Annotated in this window: 23 protein-coding genes; 3 read left to right on the top strand and 20 right to left on the bottom strand. The window is 45.4% G+C overall.

The annotated features are described in order from the left end of the window. Positions 1-217: 217 nt before the first annotated feature. The 13 genes from AR543_RS12475 to AR543_RS12410 all read right to left on the bottom strand — a co-directional run bounded on the left by AR543_RS12475 (position 218) and on the right by AR543_RS12410 (position 14,234). Entirely contained in the window at positions 218-1,237 is a 1,020-nt protein-coding gene (locus tag AR543_RS12475) for a metal ABC transporter substrate-binding protein (protein WP_060534834.1), read from the bottom strand. A gap of 139 nt (positions 1,238-1,376) precedes the next feature. Then, positions 1,377-2,297, bottom strand: coding sequence for a metal ABC transporter permease (locus AR543_RS12470; protein ID WP_060534833.1), 921 nt, complete (start codon positions 2,295-2,297; stop codon positions 1,377-1,379). Further along, positions 2,243-2,947, bottom strand: coding sequence for a metal ABC transporter ATP-binding protein (locus AR543_RS12465; RefSeq protein ID WP_060534832.1), 705 nt, complete (start codon positions 2,945-2,947; stop codon positions 2,243-2,245). The genes AR543_RS12470 and AR543_RS12465 overlap by 55 nt, the downstream gene beginning before the upstream one ends. A gap of 271 nt (positions 2,948-3,218) precedes the next feature. After that, positions 3,219-4,220, bottom strand: a complete 1,002-nt coding sequence (locus AR543_RS12460; RefSeq protein WP_060534831.1) for an aldose 1-epimerase — start codon at positions 4,218-4,220, stop codon at positions 3,219-3,221. A gap of 234 nt (positions 4,221-4,454) precedes the next feature. After that, the gene (locus AR543_RS12450) at positions 4,455-5,462 is read right to left on the bottom strand and encodes a Gfo/Idh/MocA family protein (RefSeq protein WP_060534829.1); all 1,008 of its coding nucleotides are present in this window, start codon (positions 5,460-5,462) and stop codon (positions 4,455-4,457) included. A gap of 284 nt (positions 5,463-5,746) precedes the next feature. After that, a complete protein-coding gene (locus tag AR543_RS12445; protein WP_017813149.1) occupies positions 5,747-6,109 on the bottom strand; it encodes a replication termination protein in 363 nt (120 codons plus the stop codon). A gap of 152 nt (positions 6,110-6,261) precedes the next feature. After that, on the bottom strand, positions 6,262-7,419 hold the full coding sequence (locus AR543_RS12440) for an acyltransferase (protein WP_060534827.1): 1,158 nt from the start codon (positions 7,417-7,419) through the stop codon (positions 6,262-6,264). A gap of 33 nt (positions 7,420-7,452) precedes the next feature. Next, entirely contained in the window at positions 7,453-7,662 is a 210-nt protein-coding gene (locus tag AR543_RS12435; protein WP_060534825.1) for a hypothetical protein, read from the bottom strand. Between the two features lie 291 nt (positions 7,663-7,953). Continuing rightward, entirely contained in the window at positions 7,954-8,655 is a 702-nt protein-coding gene (locus tag AR543_RS12430; protein WP_060534823.1) for a general stress protein, read from the bottom strand. A 146-nt stretch (positions 8,656-8,801) separates the two neighbouring features. After that, entirely contained in the window at positions 8,802-11,414 is a 2,613-nt protein-coding gene (gene hrpB / locus AR543_RS12425; RefSeq protein ID WP_060534821.1) for an ATP-dependent helicase HrpB, read from the bottom strand. Between the two features lie 72 nt (positions 11,415-11,486). After that, a complete protein-coding gene (locus AR543_RS12420; RefSeq protein ID WP_060534819.1) occupies positions 11,487-11,858 on the bottom strand; it encodes a DnaJ family domain-containing protein in 372 nt (123 codons plus the stop codon). Between the two features lie 468 nt (positions 11,859-12,326). Next, on the bottom strand, positions 12,327-13,130 hold the full coding sequence (locus AR543_RS12415; RefSeq protein WP_060534817.1) for an SDR family oxidoreductase: 804 nt from the start codon (positions 13,128-13,130) through the stop codon (positions 12,327-12,329). Positions 13,131-13,406: 276 nt separating this feature from the next. Further along, entirely contained in the window at positions 13,407-14,234 is an 828-nt protein-coding gene (locus AR543_RS12410; RefSeq protein ID WP_060534815.1) for a hypothetical protein, read from the bottom strand. Positions 14,235-14,656: 422 nt separating this feature from the next. On the opposite strand from AR543_RS12410, the gene AR543_RS12405 reads away from it, so the two are divergent. Together AR543_RS12405 and AR543_RS12400 are read left to right on the top strand one after the other, a co-directional pair. Beyond that, a complete protein-coding gene (locus AR543_RS12405; protein ID WP_017813140.1) occupies positions 14,657-14,896 on the top strand; it encodes a hypothetical protein in 240 nt (79 codons plus the stop codon). A gap of 375 nt (positions 14,897-15,271) precedes the next feature. Beyond that, positions 15,272-15,625 carry a winged helix-turn-helix transcriptional regulator gene (locus AR543_RS12400; RefSeq protein ID WP_017813139.1) on the top strand — a complete coding sequence of 118 codons (354 nt, stop codon included), beginning with the start codon at positions 15,272-15,274 and terminating at the stop codon, positions 15,623-15,625. A gap of 183 nt (positions 15,626-15,808) precedes the next feature. Here the strand turns inward: AR543_RS12400 and AR543_RS24540 are convergent, their stop codons facing one another. Beyond that, positions 15,809-15,952 carry a hypothetical protein gene (locus AR543_RS24540; protein WP_017813138.1) on the bottom strand — a complete coding sequence of 48 codons (144 nt, stop codon included), beginning with the start codon at positions 15,950-15,952 and terminating at the stop codon, positions 15,809-15,811. Between the two features lie 294 nt (positions 15,953-16,246). Further along, positions 16,247-17,713 carry an aldehyde dehydrogenase family protein gene (locus tag AR543_RS12395; RefSeq protein WP_060534813.1) on the bottom strand — a complete coding sequence of 489 codons (1,467 nt, stop codon included), beginning with the start codon at positions 17,711-17,713 and terminating at the stop codon, positions 16,247-16,249. A gap of 735 nt (positions 17,714-18,448) precedes the next feature. Between AR543_RS12395 and AR543_RS12390 the strand changes: the two genes are divergently transcribed. Then, a complete protein-coding gene (locus tag AR543_RS12390; RefSeq protein ID WP_060534811.1) occupies positions 18,449-19,675 on the top strand; it encodes a replication initiation protein in 1,227 nt (408 codons plus the stop codon). Positions 19,676-20,303: 628 nt separating this feature from the next. Here AR543_RS12390 and AR543_RS12385 read toward each other — a convergent pair. The 5 genes from AR543_RS12385 to AR543_RS12365 all read right to left on the bottom strand — a co-directional run bounded on the left by AR543_RS12385 (position 20,304) and on the right by AR543_RS12365 (position 23,647). Further along, positions 20,304-20,669: a nuclear transport factor 2 family protein gene (locus AR543_RS12385; protein ID WP_064505581.1), complete on the bottom strand. Its 366-nt coding sequence runs from the start codon at positions 20,667-20,669 to the stop codon at positions 20,304-20,306. A gap of 96 nt (positions 20,670-20,765) precedes the next feature. Continuing rightward, the gene (locus AR543_RS12380; protein ID WP_060534809.1) at positions 20,766-21,146 is read right to left on the bottom strand and encodes a hypothetical protein; all 381 of its coding nucleotides are present in this window, start codon (positions 21,144-21,146) and stop codon (positions 20,766-20,768) included. Between the two features lie 116 nt (positions 21,147-21,262). Beyond that, positions 21,263-22,156 carry an NAD-dependent epimerase/dehydratase family protein gene (locus tag AR543_RS12375; protein WP_060534807.1) on the bottom strand — a complete coding sequence of 298 codons (894 nt, stop codon included), beginning with the start codon at positions 22,154-22,156 and terminating at the stop codon, positions 21,263-21,265. 235 nt (positions 22,157-22,391) lie between these two features. Further along, positions 22,392-22,934, bottom strand: coding sequence for an SUKH-4 family immunity protein (locus AR543_RS12370; RefSeq protein WP_060534805.1), 543 nt, complete (start codon positions 22,932-22,934; stop codon positions 22,392-22,394). A gap of 107 nt (positions 22,935-23,041) precedes the next feature. Further along, positions 23,042-23,647, bottom strand: coding sequence for a hypothetical protein (locus tag AR543_RS12365; protein ID WP_060534803.1), 606 nt, complete (start codon positions 23,645-23,647; stop codon positions 23,042-23,044). Positions 23,648-23,927: the final 280 nt, after the last annotated feature.

Below are 23,927 nucleotides of genomic sequence, written 5' to 3'. Positions count from 1 at the left end.
TACCCCGTAAAACCTGACGGTACTCACAAAACCCGTCAGTTCTTACTTACTATTTTATATGAACTTATTTACAAAGTCAATCGTTGTCATGACAAAAGTATGTATACGATGTAATAAAATGGATACTATATTCTTTATTCGCAATCCGTCTATTTACATGACAAGACAAAAAGCACCCTGTACCTGAAAAGGCAAGGGTGCTTCAATATACGTTAGATTACTCGTTGAGTGCTTTGGTAAGAGCAGCCAGGTTTTCGCGCATTACGGAGATATAGTTCTCTCCAGCCGTTGCCTGCTCGCTGGTCAATCCTTCCAGCGGATTCAGTACTGCTGTCTGTGCACCTACTTCATTGGCAATCGTATCAGCCACTTTGGAAGACACCAGCGTTTCGAAAAAGATTGTTTTTACATTATTTTTTTTGGCAAAATCAATAACTTCTGCCATTTTGGCAGCTGTCGGTTCTTCCTCGGGAGACAGTCCGCTAATACCTACTTGAGTCAGACCGTAATCACGTGCCAGATAGCCAAATGCCGTATGCTGGGTAATAAAGTCTTTGCGTTTGGTATTGGACAAATCCGTTTTGTAATCGGTGTCCAGCTTTTGCAGTTCTGCCAGATAAGCATCTGCATTTTTTTTGAAATCTGCGGCATGATCAGGTGCCAGTTCACTCAGTGAAGCCTCAATATTGCGCACTTCAGTCTGTGCCTGCTTCGGGGATAACCATACATGCGGGTCCATGCCGCCATGATCGTGATCATGGCCTTCTTCTGCAGCATGATCCTCTTCACCGGCATGAGCTTCTTCACCCTCATGTTCTTCCTCTTCATGGTAGCCATCCATAACCTGTACACCTTTGCTGGCTTCTACCATTTTGGGTCCATCGGTACCTATAGCATCCTGTACCTGGTTCATCCAGGATTCGAGACCTGCACCATTGTAAACGAGCATATCGGCTTCGGTGATTTTGGCAATATCCTGTGGAGTAGGCTCCCAGTCATGCGGTTCGGTTCCCGGCGGAATCAGTACCTGTACGTCGGCCAGATCGCCGGCAACCTTGGAGGTGAATTCCTGCATTGGATAGAAACTGGTTACAATATGCAGTTTGTCTGTGCTGCCCTCGCCGGCAGTTGTACCTGTTGCAGCTGGTGTGCTATTTCCGCAGCCTGCCAACATCGTGCTCATACTCAGTACAACTACTGCAGGCAGTGACAACCAATTACGTTTGTTCCATTTCATTTCAATACTTCTCCTCCCCACTCCATCTACTGTACAGAAATATGTTCTTTATCCGCGCTTGGCAGTGTAATCATATTCGCTGATGACTGTATGCTTAATGATATTCAGTACAATGGATATCCCTTATTAAGTGGTTATATTAGTTTTTGTTCAGTACTTCGGTTTTGACATTGCTTTTCTGTGAACTGCGACTCTGGCGCTGCCAGAAACGGCGGCTGTCCATATCAACGACATAACCGGGATCTTTGTCCCGGCGAATACGATAGACCATGCGCTGAATCCCCATACCGATCAGCAGGAAAGCCAGCAGCAGCAATGCTACTGTCGCTCCCGGCGGCGTATTGACATAATAAGAAGTCGTCAGTCCGCCGAACATGCCGATCAGACCGATACTGACAGCCATGATCAGCGCCGAAGTGAATCCTCTGGCAAAGCGAAGCGCCAGTGCAGCAGGCAGAGCCATCAGCGCTGATACGAGCAGTACACCGACGATCGGCATCGCTGCTGCTACCGTCATCCCGGTCAGCACCGAGAACGTCTGGGATAACCAGCGTACATGAGTCCCGCCAATCTGCGCGGTTTCTTCATCAAAAGTAATATTGTAGAGCGGCCGTCTCATCGCTGCCCAGTAAATCAGCACCAGCAGGAATACCGTACCGATAATCCATAGCTGGGTCGTGCTCACCGCTACAATCGAGCCAAACAGATAGGAGCTGAAGCTGCGATTCAGTCCGGAATCCATACTCATCAGCACCAGTGCCAATGCCAGACCACCGGTCATAATAACAGCAATGGATACTTCACCATAACCGCGGAAATTCTGCCGCAGCCGCTCTATAACCAGCGCCCCGGCAACCGCAATTACAAATCCTCCAACCGAAGGATTGATGCCCATAATAGCTCCGATCGCTACACCGGCCAGCGATACATGAGATAGCGTATCCGCCATCAGAATCTGCCTGCGCAGAACCAGATAAATACCGAGCAGCGGAGCGATGACAGCAATCATTCCTCCGGCCCAAAACGCGCGCTGCATGAACTCGTAGTCAAACATGCCCATCCTCCACCCTCCTCTCGTTCCAGACGGATCATGCGGTCGAGATACGGTTCCGCTTCTTCCAGTCCATGGGTTACCATTACTACCGTACGTCCATGCTGCTTCACATGGTGACGCATCAATTCGTAAAATCCTTTGCGGCTTTCCAGATCCATCCCGGTTGTCGGTTCATCCAGAATCAGTACATCGGGCTCCTGTGCCAGCGCACGTGCAATACATACGCGCTGCTTCTGTCCACCGGACAGTTCACCAATCTTGCGGTCGCGAAGTTCCCACATGCCTACCGCTTCCAGTGAGGAACGCACCAGAGCTTCCTGCTTGTCGCCAAAACGCTTGAACAAGCCCAGTCTCATATAACAGCCGGAACGTACCAGTTCAAAGACCGTACTGGGAAACCCGCTATTAAAGGATGCTACCTGCTGGGGCACATAGCCGATCACCGGACGCTTTCCTTTTTCATTACGATTAATCTGTACCCGTCCACTCCAGGGCTTCAATATACCGAGCAGCAGCTTCAGCGATGTCGTCTTTGCAGCACCATTGGGTCCGCTAAGCGCCATAAATTCATTGCTGTATATTTCCATCGACAACCGGTTCACTACCGGTTCCCGGTCATAACCAAACACTATATCCTGCATGGAAGCCAATAACAAGATTAGCCCTCCTTTCGTTCTTATCGTAACCGTTACGAATACCACCTGATTTACTTTACTCCTCGTATGTCAGCATTGTCAATATGTTTATCCAAAATAATTACGATCTGGCTGGTTGAGCTTCCTTCTATAAATGATCCTGCCTTGGACAAAACAAACAGACACGATGCCTCTACAGATTATTAACCCGTAGTACGCACCGTGCCTGTTATACTGCTAATTTATTGCTGGATACCTGCCTTAATTATTATATACAAAAATAACTATTCGTTTATTTCTGAATCAGATACAGTCTGGATGTCTCTTCCCAGATTTCTCCCTGTTTGAGGCTGAAAAATCCTTTTTCTTCGTCTGGCAGATCTACATTCGGCGCATTAACCAGGTTGGTCTGTGGTTCAGGACAGAGGAACGCACCGGAAGCTTCGCTGTTCCAGATCATCCAGTGTTTATAGCCGGTACCCACATCATAAACGAGCTTCTCTCCAAGACGGTTATCGATAATCTCGGCATAATTGCGTCCATTTTGCGGAGCAGCTGTATAGTGATTGTCCATCACTTCGCCATACGGATTGGCTCCGTCTGCTTTGAGCTGTTCTTCCCAGGAAGATAAAGGCTGGAATTCACCTGTAGGCAGCATACGCTCGGTCATCTGGCGGCGCTGTCCGTATGTTGCACGGAATGTAACGTCATCGGCAATACTTTCCGGTGCAAACGGTGCATTGATAGCTGTATGGAACGCCAGCATCATCGGCATCGGATCATTGCCTTCATTACGTACCATGACCTGCTGCTGCAGTCCGTCTTCCGACAGCGTGTACTGCAGCTTCACTGTAAACTGGTGCGGCCAGTATTGATAGACTGGATGGGAATCATCAATACTTACGCTCAGGCAGACTGTGCTGTAATATTCATTGGCATCATAAGACACCACATCCCATACAATCGTATGCAGGAAACCATGCAGATGATTATTGGTTGCTTCTTCATTAATAGGGAAGCTGTATCTTCGTCCGTTCCATGTAAATGTACCATCTTCATAACGGTTTGGCGGGAACAGTACCGGAATACCGTGTGTGCCGGGACTTGAGCGGAATTCTTCCATTTCAGCCTCTTGAGGTTCGCGCAGGAAATTGTATCCTTTGACCGTATCGCGATAAGCGATCAGATTGGCTCCTACTCCAGGCAGCACAGCCGCTTCATAAGGGCCATATTTTAGCCAAACTGCGGGTTCTCCCTGATAGGGTTGTTCATAAGCACTGGAATGATTGGACATAATAAAAGTCTCCTTTGTGGTCAAATCAAAATGACATAGGCAGAGGATTTGTTATGTAATGCATACTCCGTCTATGCGGATAACCAATAACGTTAATATTTTTATTTATATATTAATAAATAAACAACCATTAATGAGTGTAGCATATTTTCACTTATTCGCCAAAGGCAAAGCAGCAGCTGAACCAATACCTGATCGATTACCCGCTATCGCCAACTTTATCAAAAAAATAACTTAGACAATACGAACTTTTTCACCTTTACGGGCCGATTCCAGACAGGCAGCAATCACTCTCGTATTGCGTACTGCATCTTCGGGACTGTAGGGTAATGGAGTGCCGTCTAATACCGATGCAGCAAAAGCATCCATCTGAAGTGCAAAATGATTGGCTGGCTCAATATACTCTTCACGTTTACCTTCATCAGTATAAATAGTAATCTGCGGCTCTCCATGAATATCATCACGGCGAAACGCATACGGCAGCTTGATTCTTCCCTTAGTGCCGATAATCTCCAGCGCACAGCTCGAATATGCCCACATGCCGCATTCAAAGGTAGCAGACCGGGCATCCGGGAATTCCATTAATCCCGAAGCCATCATATCCACATGATCATGCTTGGCCGAGAACATGGCATGTACGGTCACCGCGGTAGGCTCGGCTCCAAAGTACATTCGGGCTGCAGATACAGGATAGACTCCCAGATCATATAACGAGCCTCCACCCATAGCCCTCCGGTACCGCACATTATCCAGATCATCTGCATTACTTGAAGTAAAGCGTCCATGCATACTGCGCAGTACACCAATTTCTCCTGATTGAATAATTTCTCTTACCCGGTCATGCTTGGGATGATAACGGTACATAAATCCCTCGGCAAAAGTAACACCTGCCTTGCGACAGCGGTCAACCATCTCGGCAGCATCTGCTGCATCAAGCGCAGCAGGCTTTTCGCATAATACATGCTTGCCTGCTTCTGCTGCTCTGATTGTCCATTCTTTATGCAGATGATTCGGTAGCGGAATATATACCGCATCAATATCAGGATCTGTCAGCAGTGCCTCGTAGCTGCCGTATGATCTGGGAATCTCGCAGTGTGCCGCTACATGTTTGGCTACTTCTGCGTCACGACTGGAGATCGCCAGTACTTCATTACGAAGTGATTCTTTGAGGGCAGGTATAATAGCGCTTACAGCAATTTCCGCAGTGCTGATGATTCCCCACTTTAATTTACGTTCAGTCATGGCTGTATTCCTTCCCTTCGCTTCAGATTCGGTCTGCCTGCTTGCCGGATATACGTCCATCCTGAACGGAACCCGATCTCCGATTCCTGCTGAAGATTAGATTTCTTCTATAATATAGAGCAGTACACCTGTCTGCATCACTTGACTCTCCACAAGCCTATATTTATTTATTTGGTGCCCTCAGATCCCGCAGTTACCGCCTCGTTTCTGTGAATCGTCGATGCAATATCTACAGGATTGATGAGCAGCCTATCAGCTGCAGAATACGATCATTATGCAGCTTGTCAGTTATAATTATCCGCTTCCGCCTTAGTCAGCATCCCTATACAACGATCGAGATCGGTTTTAACCTGTTTTTTGTAGAGCTTGGCTTTTTCACGGCCATCGTCTGTAAAATGATAAATAACAATCTCCTGAAAATCAACCTTGGGATCGTTACCTTTTAACTGCTTGGTCCGATAAAAAACACCTTCATGCACCAGTTCATGTAGTGCACGATAAATCTCGCTCTGTGGTGGAGAATAGCCGAATGATTTAAAACGTTCTTTCATGTTCTCCAGCATTTCGTATCCGTAGCCGCGGTGCTCTTCGACCATCGTAATCAGATATAATTTGATAAAGGCGCGCTGGGCGATCATAAATGCCATATCACTCTGCTCCTTTCCATAGTTGCCCGTACATTTATCGCAGTGGAACAAATTATTCCACTTGTTCTATTATATGAAACTTTCACTACTTTGAAAAGTTAAGCAAAGGTAACAAAAAGACCTGTTCATCGGCGAACAGGTCTTTGATCAGTCTAAGTTGATTTGGGAATTTTACGGTATGGAATTCCAGTGAGCCAGGCACCGTAAGGAACACGGGATAGCAGATAGGTCAGCAAAATGGATAAGCCCAGAGTAATAAGGGCTGTAATTATTGTACGTATCGTGATATCCCATCCTGCCATGATCCAATCATCGAATTCATACGTAATTCTCAGCATCAGGGCATGAGCCAGATAACCGCCATAGGAATACCTGCTGATTGTGATCCACCATTGACGATGTCTGCTGTTCTCTGATCGGGTAATGCCGAGAGCCAGCTGATAGACCAGCAGCACAGATGCCGTCAGAAACACAGCCATCAACGGCTGCAGCAGCGCAAGTCCAATAAATCGTCTGCCATAAGAGGCATCTGCCGGAAATCCCCCAGTGACCAGCCCTGTGTAATACAGTACAAATAACCCGCATAGCAGCAATATCGGGAATTTGACCCGTTGCAGCATACCCAGGAAACTATTAATATGTAGACCGGCTAACGCTCCTAGAAAGAAATAATACAGATAGTATACAATATTCCGGTCTGCATACGTAGTAAAGTACGGAGTCAATACCGGGATTTGCCAAGCTTCCGCCAAGTCCGATAGCCAAGGCCGTAGAAACAAAATCAGCTCATAACCCGCAAACAGGATCAAGGGCAGTAGCCATAACGCATATTGCCGTTGACTCGTCCACTGTACCGCTTTTCGTACCATCGTACGCAGAAAAGGAAACAGCAGATACATAGGTATAATCATGACAATATACCAGAGATGGTAGCTGGACTTGCCAGTATACCAGTACCGGGTAACATCCGGCAGCCATTCTATAACCGGTCTGGCATAAGTTCCATTCAGCCCGGCATAAAGCAGTGACCACAATAAATAGGGCACAATAATATCTTTAAACCGTTTGCGGATAAAAGAGCTGTAGGATATCACCCCGTCATAGTTATAAAAAAGCACCAGCCCAGTGATAAAGATAAAGGCCGGTACCGCAAATTTGGCCGCTAATAGCATCAGTGTAAGTCTGACACCATCTCCCGCCGTCACTTCAGGCACGACGGAGTAATGAGCGATCGAGTGCTGCAGCACAACGGCGGCAAAAGCCATGCCACGCAAAATCTCAATTTCTCCAAGTCTTTGTTTTTGTATCATACTGCTCTCCCGATCATCATAACAACTGCATGATTATTTACATATCATCATTTCATCATTCCACGTACCTGCATTGGACATTGCTGGCGGAGCTGGAATATACGCGCCTTGTTTTGGAGTCTGCGCTGGTGAACCAGGCATCCGCAGTTCATTGCGCAATTTTTTAATCCATTGACGACGCGTCTTTTTCTTTTCTTTGACCGACCCTGACGTCTGATGATTAAACATTAGCTGAGCTTGCATCAGTATTACCTCCCCATTCATAGTTTTGGAAAGTATAGTACCTTCCACTGCCAGTATAACGTCAATCCTGCAAATCGGATAGGGCATTTATAACCTAATCCGTAAAATTAGCTCTGAGATTATAGCGAAACCTGCTGAAATATGACGAAAAGCCCATCTCCGGCAGTATTCTACCGAAGATGAGCCTGTTTAAAGCGTCATGTTTGCAGGAGACAGATTATTCATCTATCCGATTTGCTGTATATGCTGGTGTATTTACTGGTAAGATCTGCATGGGTCATACGGCTGCTTTTAGACGCCGTATCCACCATTAGAGTAAGAAGTCAGTTTGTTATCCGAGCCCTGACTATCATTATTGGTATCTTTTGGAGTAACATCGCTGCGAACTTCCGACTCATTCGGATCATCTTCGGTACGAGTCTCTCTTTGACTTGTTGCTGAAGCATTCATTGTTGTGCCAGTCGTAGTCGAATCAATTGCTTGTCCGTCGTCACGTGTACGGTATCTGGATTCGTTCAGTGAGCGGTTGTTCCGGAATACTCCGTAAGCATGATCATAGCGATCATCTTCATCTACCAGCACCAGAATTTTACCTTCATTTACGTAGCCTTCATACTCGTTGGCTTCGTCTTCAGGAATACCCATGCCTACCAGACCACCTACCAATCCGCCTGCACCTGCGCCTACAGCAGCTCCCGTAATTGTCGCTGCGATAGGTCCGGCTGCCAGAATCGGTCCGATACCCGGAATAGCCAATGCGCCCAGTCCGGCGAGCAAACCTGCCGTACCACCGAGAATACCGCCTGTAGTTGCGCCTGCAGCTACACCTTCGGGTGCTTTGGTATCGGTCTCGTCCGTGATGGCACGCATATCTTCTTTATCCTTGGTAATAACCGAGATTTCATCTGTAGTGAATCCCTGTGCTTTCAGCTCTTCTATCGCTTTAGATGCTTCGCGTTCCGTTTCGAATACACCCACAATTTTCTTGTCCATGATTGTTACCTCCCTATGGTTGGCTTTGTACAAGCCGTCGTGAAGATGTTGTAACTTTCAAGATTTGGTACATTGTTGTACATGTGGTCCTGCTTATACTTACCCGTGCAGGGATTCATTCAAACGTCGACTCATCATGTAAGCATCTACTGGCGCGGTTTGAACCGATTGGTCGCTTGCGCTTCCAGCGGCTGATCCGGCCAGTAATGTTTTGGATAACGGCCTTTTAGATCCTTTTTCACTTCAAAATAAGCTTCTTTCCAAAAGCTCTCCAGGTCATTGGTCACCTGAACCGGACGACTTGCCGGAGACAGCAGCTGAATGGTAAGTGGCACTCTCCCGCCGATCAGCGGTGTAGACGTACAGCCGAACATCTCTTGCAGACGCACAGCGATCGAAGGACGCTCCGGGTCGGTGTAATCTATAGGGATACGACTTCCGCTAGGCACTTGGATATGGGTAGGAACCTGCTGATCCATTCGCTGCTTTTGCTCCCAGGAGAGCCTGTTAGCAAGCAGTTCTGCCGGATTCAGCTTTTTCACTTCGGAGAGACGACGCATCCCCTGCAAATAAGGCAGCAGCCATTCCTCCGCTTCATTCAGCAGCTGCTGTTCGTCAACCGATGGATAATCTGGATCCAGCCGGTGCATACAGTCTATTCGCTGACGCAATTGCAGCGCTGCTCGCGACCACTGAAGCATGCCAAGTCCTCTCTCACGAATAGCAGCCAGCAGTGCCTGCTGGATATCCTCTGCGGAAGGCAATGGATCATTAACCGAGCTCAGCTCAATTGCACCGAGCCGCGTTATTTTCCGGGCAGATACCGATTCCCGCTCTGCATCATAAGCCACTGCTCGAACAGTCTGTATCTGATCGGCATGAATCTGACGAATACTCTGTTCGTGGATACCCGCTGCCAACAGGATGCGGCTCTCACTGCCGTTATCATCCAGTTCCGCAGCGACCAGATAAGAGGAAGTGGATACGTATTCGGCTTGTCCGCGATAGACAGGGATATGTGCTCCACGTCCTAGCCGCAGCAAAAATTTGCCATCTCCCCGGTTTTTGGCGATTCGATCTGGATATGCCAGAGAGACCAGCATACCCAGCCAGTCATCGCCCGGCGCATATTCTGCATGAACCTGCGCATACTGTGTATGGGTAGAGGTATTATGTTTTGAGTCTGTTTTCTCCTTTGAAGATTCATGGAGCGAATCTTGATGCTGAACGTGGCTCAGCTGTTTGTAAAAGCGTGCTGACCACTCCTTGATTCGCTCTATAATATGACGATCAGCCGTATAACAGCCTTTTCCCTGAAGCGTTTCGAGCCGGTGAGCCAGATCAATACCGGCTGCAGTCGAAGACAGGATATCCCTTTCCTGCAGCAGGGCCGCTATATCACAGGCTTCACGTTCCATATTCCAATGGACAGCCTTTAGCATCATATGACCAAGACGCGGATGTGTACCCATTTGCGCCAGACGGCGTCCATGTTCGGTAATGCGTCCATCATGTTCAAGACCTTCCAGTTGCTTCAGCAGTTCTACTGCCTGATTATAAGAAGCTGCAGGTGGCTGATCCAGCCAGTACAATTCTTGTACCGATGTTCCCCAGGAAGCTACTTCCAGTGCGAGCGGAGCCAGATCGCTTTGCAGAATCTCTGGCGTACGCGCTTCTGCCAGATGCCGATGTTCTTCACTGCTCCACATTCTGTAGCAGACACCCGGCCGCTGTCGCCCAGCCCTGCCCCGGCGCTGGTCGGCAGCATCGACAGATACCTGTAGCGTCTCCATTCGCTCCATGCCTGTGCGGGCAGAGAACAGACGCGTACGCATCAATCCGCTGTCAATTACGATATTAACCCCATCCACCGTCACACTGGACTCGGCCAGCGATGTAGCCAATACCACCTTGCGGCGATCAGCCGGGCCCGGCCGAACAGCCAGATCCTGTTGCTCCGGCTTCAATCCACCGTGCAGCATTACAATATCCGTCTGACGCAGCAGTGGCTCACTACTCGCCAGCAGTTCATCCTGTACGCGCCTGATCTCCCGTACACCTGGAAGAAAAACAAGCGCATGTCCTTCATGCCGGTGCAGAGCTTTAATTATGGTAGCAGCCAGCTTCTGCTCTATTCGTCCCGAAGAACGGCGATATAGTGTATACGCCGACTCTCCTTCTTCATAATAGGTCTCTACAGGATAGCTTCTGCCGGCACTGGATAATACAGGCGCACCGCCGAGTAATGCGGCTACAGGTTCAGGATCCATTGTGGCAGACATAACCAGTATTCTCAGATCTTCACGCAAAAGGGACTTGCTCTCCAGCGTGAAAGCAAGTCCAAGATCCGCATGCAGATTCCGTTCATGAAATTCATCCAGAATAATCAAACCCGCCTGTTCCAGTGAAGGATCATGCTGAAGCATCCGTGTAAGCACGCCTTCGGTTACTACTTCTATTATTGTTCGCGGGCCAACGCGAGTATCCATGGCAACCCGATATCCAACCGTTTCACCTACACGTTCTCCCAGAGCAGCTGCCATATAACGGGCAGCCGATATAGCTGCGAGTCTTCTCGGTTCCAGCATAATAATGCGCCGACCGTTCAGCCAGGATTCATGCCGCAGTGCGAGTGGCAGCCGTGTCGTTTTTCCGGCACCAGGCTCCGCAGTCAATACAGCAGAGCCTGATTGTGCCAGCGCGTTTTTCAGATCGGTGATCAGATCATCCACCGGTAATGATACAGATTCATTAAGCATAGTATTTCCTTTCCGGTCAACAATTTAGAAAAAATGGATTTATCGCCTATCCCGCTATGCAGAGCTGCATACTTAGAAGCCGGTGAGACGCTTGCGAATCTTGTTCTCATATCGTCCATAGGATGGATTATTTGCCCATCCGTTTTGAGCAGTGAGCATATTCAGCCGCAGAGTCTTTTCATCCAGCCTTTTGCGCAGTTCCTGGCGCTCTCCGTCATGCTGACAGGCTGTAATCAGATCAGTCAATGTCAGCATCTCCTGCCGGAGTGTCAGCTCCTCCGGCATAATATTTGCATTTTTCATAATTTTATAAGCTGCACGCAATTCCTCGGGCACATGAGACAGATCTTCCAACTCCAGCGGCTTGCCTTTGCCGGGCAGATCATCAAATTCTCCTTTTTGCATAGCTTCCTCAATCATCTGATCCGCTAGCCAGGATAACATAGTACTCTCTCCTCTCGGCAGTTCAATGTATCGATCAAATTAAATTTTCTCAAATTAAGTACGTTTTTATACGTTTTTATACGTTTTTATACGTTCTCAATTTATACGTTCTTGATAGTAACGTCACGATTAATATACAAAATATTGATCTAATATACAAAATATTGATCGTTATCTGCTCACCATACTCTATTCTATCCAAATGCACTGCATTGTTCACTTATCGCTCAAACGTTCTACATTATTCACTTGCTACTGTCTGCGTCAGATTAACCTTGGCAAACGATTTATAGTAATTACTTATAACTTTTTATAGTGAACTTAGCTTATTTTCATTTTTAATTATACATGATCCTTTATAAAAGTTTGAACCTGCAAAGCCAAAAAAGGAAGCTCTAATGGGAGAGCTTCCTTTTGCAAATATTTAAATGTATAAATTATTCCGATAAAGATTCGCCGGGCAGATATTTAGCAGAGCAGGGATTCCGCACCATCAATAACAATCTGGGCACCTGTAATATGAGAAGCTTCAGCGGAAGACAGGAAAGTAACCAGATCCGCTACATTGTCTGCCGAACCGGATTGACCAGCCAGCGGCTGTCGACCGTTCGGGAATTCGATCGGAATCGCAATTTTTTCCACCGTTTCGTTGCGTTCCGTACTCTGGTCGATATTGGTCGAGATAGCTCCGGGACAAATAACATTGACCCGTACTTTGAACTGAGCGAGCTCAAGCGCTGCCATCTTGGTAAAGGCCACCTGTGCTGCTTTGGAGGAACTGTATGCCGACATACCGAAGCTTGCAAATGTAGTATTACCATTAATGGAACTGGTAATCACAATACTGCCACCTTCTTTTTTCAAAAAAGGAAGCGCATACTTTACAGTCAAAAATGTACCGCCCAGATTGGTATTGATCGTACGCTGCCAGTCTTCATAGCTGATCTCGTCGATCGGAGCCAGTGTACCGTTAATTCCGGCATTGGCAAATACAACATGCAATCCGCCAAAATGTTCTGCACCTTTTTCAATAGCATGTTTAACCTGTTCTTCGTTTGCAATATCTATCTCAAGAGCGAGCACGGCATCGGCACGGATCGCCTTAATTTCTTCTTCAGTCTCCCGGATTCGTTCTGGCGACAGGTCACAGATAATGACGTTAGCCCCCTGCGCAGCAAACTTTAATGCTGTAGCCTTACCAATACCGGAGCCGCCACCGGTAACCAGTGCCGTCTTGCCCTCAAAACGGTTAGATTGAACTGTGGATTCCATATTATTCACTCCCTCACATGTGTTGTTGGCCACTTGCTAATTAGCTTGCCACAACAATTACCCACATACAGGTAATAAGGAATCACCTTAATATATATTTATATACAGACGTAGGAGAGAAATGACAAAACCGGACAGCGTAAAATACTGTCCGGTTTTTATTTGGCTTCTGATATGAACGTTCTGACAATCGTAAAGATAGTCAATGACCAATAAACAAACTTTTTTTGATAACTATCTGTTTCAATTCGTCGATTTTGCATATCAATACAGCTTTTAGACGGATTCAGGCTGCTGTACCCAATCCAGCAGCATTTGACGAAAATGAACTTTATCTGCTGGTACTGCAATCATCCAGTCTTCCTGATCTTGATTGCTGCGCCGTACGATCCAGTTGGTATCATCATCCGCCAGCAGAATTGCGCCTTTGCGCTGCCAGCTTTCTTCATCCCAGTAGGAAAATTGAACCTCTGCATACAATCGGTTCTCTGCTAATACACCGGCAAATAATCTGGACCCTTCCAGATCACCAGTCATTTCACTCAGCTGTTTAGTTAATTGGCGATTACGATGACTCTGCTTGTTCCGTATATACTCATCAAACCATTGACCGGAAAAAGTCAGTGCCGGCATCTCATTGGCCGGATACGTATTCAGATTCATCTGTTCCATAACTACGCTGCATGCCTCTGTTAATGTGCCCATAGGTCTGAGTGTATAATAACCAGGCAAATCCTCCGCCTGTCGGATCTCGATTACTCCATCACTGCTAAAATAAGTATGACTATCATAGAGCTGCTTGCCTGACTCTGTCTTATACTGGTACCGGAGACAGCATCCCCGCTTGTAAATACCGGTAAACGGATGTGTGTCAGGCGCTGTCTGAGTCACCAGAGCTTCAAACTGCTCTGCACTCAGGCATCCTTTTTGCAGCAGCGATACAGCTACCTGCTTCCAGTTCATAGTCAGTGCTCCGGTATTCTGCATCGAAAACGGGTTATCTGTACCCAGAATCCGGTCAAAACCCATAATGCCAGCCAGAAAAAACATCTCTTTATCTGTCAGCGTCAACGTTCTCTCATTGAACGAGTTAAAAGCAAACATATGGCAGGTCTTCTCCCTTCAATATTGACATGTAAGCTTTTATATCTATATAAAAGGGTAATCATGTTTATATAATAGTATTCAAAGGTTCTTTGTACCCATTTAAATGTAGCACTATAGACTTAAATTTGTCAATTATAGTTTAAACAATTATTCTTATTTTTTGCACTTTATCATTACATTATGAACAAATGATTACTGGCTTGTATGGAATCTATCGATGATTTGATAAATATATGTCCTGGAAGCTTATTTTGACAGAGGTTTTAGGTGAATATCAGGTTCCTTTAAGTTTTCTTTAAGGAAAGCCGATTACAATAAACTCAAGTTAACGGAACACTATATCTATTTTCCTGAATGATAGACTTATGATCACTTGCCGTTAACTATGAATGATTTATAAATAGATGAGGTGATTAATAGTGAAAACGACAATTCTGTTAGAAAGCAAAATCGTTCCGGTTTACTTTAACGCCGATAATACACAGCCAGTATCCAAACTTCTAAGACTATTACGCAGAACCATTGAAAATAAAGTGATTAACGGCAAAAAAATGATTAAAAACTGTCTGGATACTGTAATTAGTATCGAAGTTATCGGATCGGAAGCCATTTTGCATACTTATCGTGAAAGTGATACGTTAGCATTATCACTTTACTAAAACCAACTACAGACATAATGAAGATGATCACTAATTACGCGATCATAAACAGAAGCTTGGACGGGCCTGGGAACCGGAAATTGATTTTCCGAACGGCCCTTTCTGTTTTTAACGGGATAAAATACATAGACCGGATTTCTGCTGATTGTTATAAATTCCAGCAGGAATCCGGTCTTTTCCTATTCAATGCTATAATAGAAGCAAATAAAGTAATGTTACTGTATTGTATAGCAATCAATTGATAACAAATTAACTTTAAGTAATTTAGTAGCTTTTCATAATAAAGATCTATAAAGTTATTATATTACCAAAAGGTTAGTCTGTATCAAATATATATTATGTGTTATAATAAGTTAAATAAAAGAGGTGATATAGATGGATACATCAATGCTTTGTCCCCGATTTGAAAAAGGGATGCAGATTTTAAGTAAACGTTGGAATGGTCTTATTATTTATCAATTGCTGAATGGTCCCCAGCGCTTTTGCTCAATTCAATCATCACTTCCTGTAAGCGGTCGTCTTTTATCCGAACGTCTCAAAGATCTGGAGCATGAAGGAATGGTTGTTCGTCATGTCTATCCGGAGACTCCTGTACGTATCGAATATGAACTGACCCAAAAAGGATTGGCATTGGAAACTGTTATCCGTGGTATTCAGGATTGGTCTCAAGCCTGGGTACAACCCGGGGAACAGCAGGCAGAGTGCGAATATACTCAAGCTGCCAAGTAAACAACCCATAGTATAACAAAAACATCCGGTTTTCCTCATTTAGAGGAGCCGGATGTTTTTTGCATGGAATACGGTTTTTTAGGGGTCAAATGTATTTATGGGCGCCAGTCATGTATCGCTATAATAGAAATGTATAGTAAGTCTAATATTCAGATGCTTATTCGTGCAGCAGGTACATGGTCACTAGCTGACATATTGTCTGTTTTTACCGGCTTCCATCTTTTCCGCTCTACGAATGCGAATAATGAACAGACGCAGCAGATTCGTACGCGTATGTTCGTCGGCATTCCGGCCCAGCTTTTCCAATATAAAACGGTCTATTGACATGCCTGCTCACTCCCTCTCAATTCGCCGGAAAGGTATACTGTATTTCATCGTCGTAAATGTTCCGGTATCCATTAATAACCTTTTCGCGCGGCTTCTAAACTGCAATTGAAGTGTTTTGGGAGTATTTACCTGATGAATCTTTTGTAACTATTTGTCATATTTATTTACCCATAAAAGGCCTATCCCTTGTTATAAAGGATAGGCCTTGAACAGAATAATGAACGTTAGCAGGTAGCCGGCGAACCGACAACTATAAGATCATTTACAAGTACTGTGAAGCAGCTGTATACAGACTTAGAAGAAATCGCGGTATTGATGCTGAATACTGATCCAGCGGGTACGTGTGAATTTCTCGATCGCCCATTCACCACCAAAACGACCTACGCCGGAAGCTTTCTCGCCCCCGAACATAACATGGGCTTCATCGTTAACAGATTGATCATTGACATGGATCATACCTGTCTCCATCTGCTGTGCGACCTGGTAGCCACGTTCCAGATTGGTAGTAAATACTGAACCGCTTAGTCCATATTCACTGCTGTTCATAATACGCAAAGCATCCTCTTCCCCTTTGGCACGAATCAGCAAGGCTACCGGACCGAACAGCTCTTTTTGGGCAGCCGGATTATCAGCCGCCACTTCACTCAGTACCGTAGGCTCCAGCACACTGCCGTTCGCTTTGCCGCCGTATAGCAGCTTGGCTCCGGCTTTTTGTGCCTGTTCTACAACGTCCAGCAGACGCTCGGCTTCTTTTTCATGGATCAACGGCCCAACAATCGTTTTCGGATCGGAAGGATCGCCGAATTGAAGTGTTTTGACTTTGGCCACGAATTTGTCCGTAAACGTATCATAGATAGAGTCATCCACGATAATCCGGTTCAACGCCATACAGATTTGGCCCTGGTGGAAAAACTTGCCGAATACGGCTGCTTCGACAGCGCGGTCAATATCTGCATCATCCAGTACGATCATCGCATTGTCTCCACCTAGCTCAAGTGCTACTTCCTTCAGATGTTCGCCAGCCAATTTGCCGATTCCTTTGCCTACTTCTGTAGAACCGGTAAAGGAAATGATTTTGGGAATAGGATGTGCGACAAAAGCATCGCCGATCTCGCTGCCGCTACCGCTTACGACGCTGAGTACACCTTTGGGAAGTCCTGCCTGGTCAAAAATATCAGCGATCAACAGACCGGCTGTAATAGGCGTATCGGAAGCTGGCTTGATTACCACGCCATTACCAAGCGCCAGTGCAGGAGCTACCGTACGCATACACAGATGCAGCGGGAAGTTCCACGGGCCGATCATGCCAACCACGCCTTTGGCTTCACGAACGACACGGTTTTCTTTGCCCGGAATATCGGAGCCCATAATATCGCCTTTCATCCGGTATGGGAAAGAAGCCGATTCTTCCATAATACGGCGCGCAGCTGTCCATTCGCGCTCTGCCTTGATTCGGGTGCTGCCTGCCTCGGCAATCAGCAGTTCGATGATTTCTTCTTTTCGTTCATCCATTTGCGCCAGTGCTTTGTAGATCACCTGTGCACGGACACCGAGTGGTACTTTGGCCCATTCTTTGCCTGCTTTGTAGGCTGTCTCATAAGCACGGTCCAGATCGTCCTGGCTGGAAGCTTTCATTTCGACGAGCAGCTCGCCATTGTATGGATTTATATTTTTGATTGTTTTATCAGAGGTACCTTCGGTCCATTCACCAGCAATAAATTGTTTGTTCCATTTAGCAAATTTGGATTGTACGAGTGTCATATGTTGTTCCTCCTTAGTAGTAAGCGTGCGAGTAGATTATTATTCATACAATAAAGATAATAAAATGAAGATAACAATAAGTTAGTATATTACCGTTTAGTGGTGCCTTTGTATTGTTACCCGTATGTTACTAATGGCAAACATAAATTTTATATTCAATATTTATCATATGGGAATTCCGCTATATGCGGATAAAGCAGCAACAAGCTATGTGCATATGAAATCGGACAAAAATAGGGTCATGAGCTGTTTCAATTATAAAAATTGTGGTTTCAGTTCATCTGTTCGTGATTTTAGCCATATTTACTCCTCATTCAGACTGTTTATGACTATTAATCAGACAAAAATAGGGCAGAACGACAGGAGCTACAAAAGCACACCCTATTTTGGTCTCTTTTACCCTAGAAATGTCTTTCTTCACCCTGATTTTGTCCTGATTCGCCCTATTTTTGTCTGATTAATAACCCTTTTTCTGTCCACATTTCACCCTTTAAATGTCCATAATTGACCCTAAAAACGTCGCAGTATACCCTATTTTTGTCCGTTAAAGAGTCTGTAATCCCTTACAACACAAGGAATAGAGCCTGCGGAAAACAAGCAAAAGATTTAAAATATATTAAAACCATGTTTATAAAACAAGAGAAAACATCACAAAGGGCTGTAGCGAAGCTCTTCCCTGTTTTTATCCTTCGGCTTGCTTTATAATGAGCCTATGATTCAGATACGGAGGCTTATATGCGGAAAAACAGTCTGGTTACCAAATCCAATAATTTAATTGAAACCCCGCTTAATCTGGGTGTTGTGGAGCTGCGGATTATTTTTGTACTGATCAGTACCATCTCTCCCAGTGATGAAGAATTCAAACCTTATCGCTTCAAAATCAGCGACTTTGCCAAATTGATTGGCGTGAAAAATAAAAATGTATATCAACAGATCAAAGATTATACATACAGCCTGATGTCCCAGCCTTTTTATGTGCATGACAATCTGCAGGTCACCTGGCTGGCTTCGGCAGAATATTTTCCCGGTGAAGGCATGATCGAGGTTGAATTTTCGCCCAAGCTCAAACCCTATCTGCTGCAACTCAAAGAGAAGTTCACCACCTACCGGCTACAGGACATTATCAAGCTAAAAAGTGCCTATGCGATGCGGATCTATGAACTGCTCAAACAGTATGAGCGTATTGGAACAAGAACATTTACTATCCAGCGGCTCAAAGAACTGCTCGGTGTCGAAGAACAGTATCCAGTCTATTCCGATTTCAAAAAGCGGGTAATTGTCAAAGCGCAGGAAGAAATCAACAAGCACACGGATATCAAAATCGACTATACCGAGATCAAATCCGGACGCAAAGTCAGTGAGGTCAAATTCATTATCACTTCCAAAACGCCTGATAAAAAAGCCACCCTGCTCCCGAACAGAGAGACGGCGGCGATTGCCCAGCCCAATACCTCGCAGCAGCTGAGCAGCTTGCTGAAATACGAATTCGGCCTCAAGCAGCCGGCGATACAGCCTATTCTGGCTGAATATAGCAGAGACTATATTATGGAGAATCTGGATAAAGTCCGGCAGGATGTACTGCGCGGCAAGGTTAAAGATATTCCCGCTTATACGATGGCTGCTTTGAAGCATGATTATCGTACGCCCAAAACCGGGCTCCAGGCGGAACAGGAACGATTGCAGGAAGAAAAATCGCTACAAAAGCAAAAAGCGATAGAAGCGGAGAATTACTATAAAGCACTCTCCGGCAAAGTGAGCGACTTTATTCAGCAGCTATCAGCGGACGAGCTGGAAACTGAGCTGGCCAAACTCAAGGCAAGCGTAAAAGACAAGGATATCGATATTATCGATGCAGATGCTACCGATCCGCACCGGATGACCGGCGCCTATTTCCAGCAGTTTATTCAGAAAAAGTTTTTTGCGGATTATACGATCGAGGTCTATCGCGGAGAACAAACATAACAAGCAGCAGATCATTGAACAGCTGTAATCAAATAGATACAAACTGAAAAATACAAATTGAAAGCTGCCCATTGCTGCAGCAGGCTGCCAGATAACGCTCCGAAAATTATTAATAATCATTTTGGCGAGAATACAAGTGGTATCGGAGGTTCATCGACTCGTTGCCGTTTCCTTTTTATAGTAAACAAGATTAGTGATAGTCTGTTCTTGTTATGAAAAAGTGAATAAAGATCTAAAATGAATAAAAATCGGCATGGCAAACAGCGTATTTCTATAAAAAGAATACGCTGTTTTGATGTGGATCTATAAGTTGATCTGCGGCGTCGATTTCATGTGGAATGTGATGTTCACGAATTGATATCGTTATTTTATAAGTATAATCATTACATTCCGATAAAATCGGACAAAAATAGGGTGTCTAAGCAGCTGACTATATCATGATGATCTTCCCCCGGATAAAGATGCCCTATTTTTGTCCGTTTTATTTTATTTCACTTTTGTTCCTAAAGTTTATGCATCTTTTGCTATAGCCCGTCTCCCTACCGCTATAGCGTGTTTACCTAGTTAGTGTTGATCGACCCTAAAAATGTCGCATTTCAAAAAGTCTGCTCATGGTTCCACCTGTCTGTTATTGAACCAAACTGCAATGTCCTGATACCACTTTCAATTCGTCGTTATTCATTTGCCAGACACGGGTATAGTACATTTCTTCGTCAATAGGATTTCCGGCTGCCATCCCTGCCAAAGCTGCTCGTGTGACCGTAACAGCAGAATCCTGCAGGAGGATAATTCTTTGTTCCAAAAAAGTAATATTGCTAAAATTCACTATTCCGGAACGATGTGCTTCCAAATCGTCTTGCTTGGACAGTGCCTGTCCGAAATGGTTTACAAATACCAGCTGATGATCGATCAGCTGATCTAATCCATCAACATCCCCTTGCATCATCGCTTTACGCAGTCTTTCTTCATATGACACTACGAGTTCCTTATTCACAATCCCACTACCTTTCCCCGTTTTATACAAAGCAGAATTCCATATTATTCGGCCATCTTTTATTTACATCGTGTTATATCTTGTATTGATACCCGCTTATTTATCGATCTTCATCTCTACTGCGGCAATCTCCAGCAGTGGCTGCTCGCTCCAGCTGTTCAGAAAAGAATAGACTGATAGACTATCCAGTGTCTCCTGATCCAGCTCGCCAGTCTCTAGATCTGCCAGCAGCGAATCACGAATATAGGATGGCGCAAGGTGAATCGGCTGCGTTGTCATACCACCGATCTCCTGACCTGCAGCACGCTTTTCCCATACGCCTGCTGTTTGTTCAAATGTGAATGCAGCAGAAGCGCCATTTTCTGTTCTAAAATAGATTTTGGCTTGATCTGGCAGCAGGGTAATCGATTCTATTATTCCATCGACTAGCGGTATATCTGCTGCAAACAGTTCAAGATTTGGCTTTGATTTTCTCATTAGGGTTGTTCTCCTTTACTTTTGAAAACGGTATGCTATTCTGCCGCTGCGGTGCCAGGTATAGCCTGACAGCGAGCAGCAGGAGTAATCGGCAAAAGGCTACTCCTTTTCCCTCCTTACCGATCGCCTCTCTCCTCTGCGGCAATCCGGCTGATCAGAACCGGCAGCCATTCGGACAGCTCGCGGAAACGGAATCCGGCACGGTAGGCTTTGGATGTATCCATTATCCACGAAGAAGGTACACCAAATGGAGATTGTTCGCTCTCTTCGGTCTGGCTGCGTACGATAGCTTTGCAGCCGGTCTCCTGCTCGATCAGGGTGATAAGCTCCAGTAGCGTGATTTCTCCATCCGACCGTGCATTGACCGGACCTGTCAGTTCGGACGATAATCCCAGCCAGTACAGAAATTCTGCTGCTTCCTGCTCATGGATAAAGTTCATGCGGGCTGACAGATTGGATAGGCCAATGACTTCACTACGCTGTACCCGGCCAACATGGAAATGAAGACGTTTGGTATAGTCATGAGGCCCCAGCACAATCGGAAACCGCACAGCTGCCACCGGAAAATCAGCTTGCTGGAAAAAAACAGCTTCTACCTGCCGCTTGCCTTCTGCGTAATCCAGCTTGGCTTCCGGATTGGAATTAATCGGATGATGGAAGGTATCCACCTGCTCCTCCAGCAAGGCCTGTTCTCCAAACTCATATACAGACAGCGACGAAGTAACAATATAGCGTCCTACGTGGCCGCTGAATACAGAGCAGGCTTCTATCGCTTCGCGCGCCTGATAACATATATTATCGTATACCACATCGAATGTGCGACTGCCTATTGCCTGCTTCAGTGCATGAACATCAGTCCGGTCAGCTGTCAGACGCTGTACACGATCTCCAAAGGAATCCTCGGTTTGGCCACGTGTGAGAAGAGTTACCTGCACCCCTTTATCCAACAAAAATTCCACCAGATCCTTGCCGAAAAACCGCGTGCCTCCAATAACAAGTACATTCTTCATTATGCGTAACCTCCTATGATAATTAGTGGTAAGGACCAAATTCAGCTGCAATACACAGCAGGCAGAAGTAGCCCCTGGATACTCATTCTGGTCCAGTATCAGTGCTGCTATATCCTTTATTATGAAAACGAGTTACCTAACGAATAAGATACGCAGACTGCCTCACCAGATTACAAACTTGGCTGAAATGTACGAAGCAGCAGATTCTGAATGATTGTTATTTATCCCCTACCTATCAGGACTGCTCATAAAGGGATCTGTAAAACTCCAGGCGTGCAGTATCCAGTGGGAAAAATCCTTCGGAAACTTCGTATAATCGTATTGGCCAGAAATGCTCTTCATTCTCCATAGCTTGCCGATCGAGCGTATAATACGTCTTTTCAAGTTCTTCCAGCATATCGCCGCTATTTGCCGCATTCGGGAATTGAATCCTTTTCAGAACCATATTTATAAACGAATTATGAAAATGCACAAAATGTTCGATGCGCGAGTTACAAAAAGTCTGTTTGTACTGATCATCCTCAAGATGCAGGTAACCTATATACATCAGCTGCAAATCTGTAAAAAAATATCCTCCCATATCATGACCAAAAATAATAAGATGTTCTTTTTCCAGTGATAGATCATACAGTTCCTCGTAAAACACGGTACCATTATTGTGATAAGGAATTAATTGACAGGATTGGTGGAGAATCTCGCTCAATGCTTTATCATTTTCCACTTCCGTACGGGACAATGGGTACAGTCTGTCTGCGATCGCCTGCATCATGGGATTCATCTTTTGCATCCTCCCTTAATTGTTATGTTTATACTCCTAGATAACAATCGTGATATGGTACATATGCTCTGCATAGTTGCTTTTGTTTCACTTTTTGTGAGGTTCTCTTACTGTTGTGACTGCGCTGAAGGAAGCTCCAGCTGCTTGTGTGCTTTCCAGGTCAGGAAGAGCATCAGAAGATAAACCACCAGATTAAGAACAACATAGATGATAGCGAGTATGGCAGAGACGGTAGCCCAGAGGTTGGTCTGTTCGGTATCTGTAAGCAGGCTGCATATGAACGACAGCACCAGTGTCACTTCACAGTAAAAGTACAGTCTCCAGCGCCGGTAAGCAGATTGCTGCAAATTGGGCTGCAGCTGCTGCTCCGCCATCTGCCGGATACCAAGGCACAGATAATACACCATATACAACTGTGCGGCAGCAACAGGCAGTGTCAACAGACTTCCCCAGAATGCTGTTGCCGGCGTAACCGGAAGCACTATCTGGATCAAAGACAACAGAATCAGCACGGCAGCTCCCCATTTTCCTTTGCCCATAACCGGATGGAATCGTTGTATACGTACAAATCCGATAATCATGATGATATAACCGATAATCAAAGGTATGGTATCTACCCATCCGCTGACCAGTTCGGCACTACGCAGTCCTCCAGTCACCATGCGTAGCAACCACTGGACAAGAAACCCCCAGAAAAAATACAAAAAACTCATAACAATCCCCTTTCACTTCTATATGTCTATACATGTGCATCAATCTCCCGGCCGTAAAAGGGTGAAACGGATTTCTTTTAGTATTCATTTCAGCCTGCATATCCGGTTTTATTACAGAATGAGTACTGCACAGAAACAGCAGAAAATAATAATAGATCCTATTGAATACTATGTATCAGACTGCCTGCCACTGTTCTTTATCTTATCATTGAACCCGTCGTTTTCCAAAGCAATAGCGCTTTCTCGATTCGCCCGGTATAGCTCTATGCCATTGTATGGT

It is taken from the genome of Paenibacillus bovis (assembly GCF_001421015.2).
GTDB classification, from domain to species: Bacteria; Bacillota; Bacilli; order Paenibacillales; family Paenibacillaceae; genus Saccharibacillus; species Saccharibacillus bovis.
The sequence above is the reverse complement of the archived record's forward strand: the minus strand, read 5'-3'. Positions and strand labels throughout refer to the sequence as shown.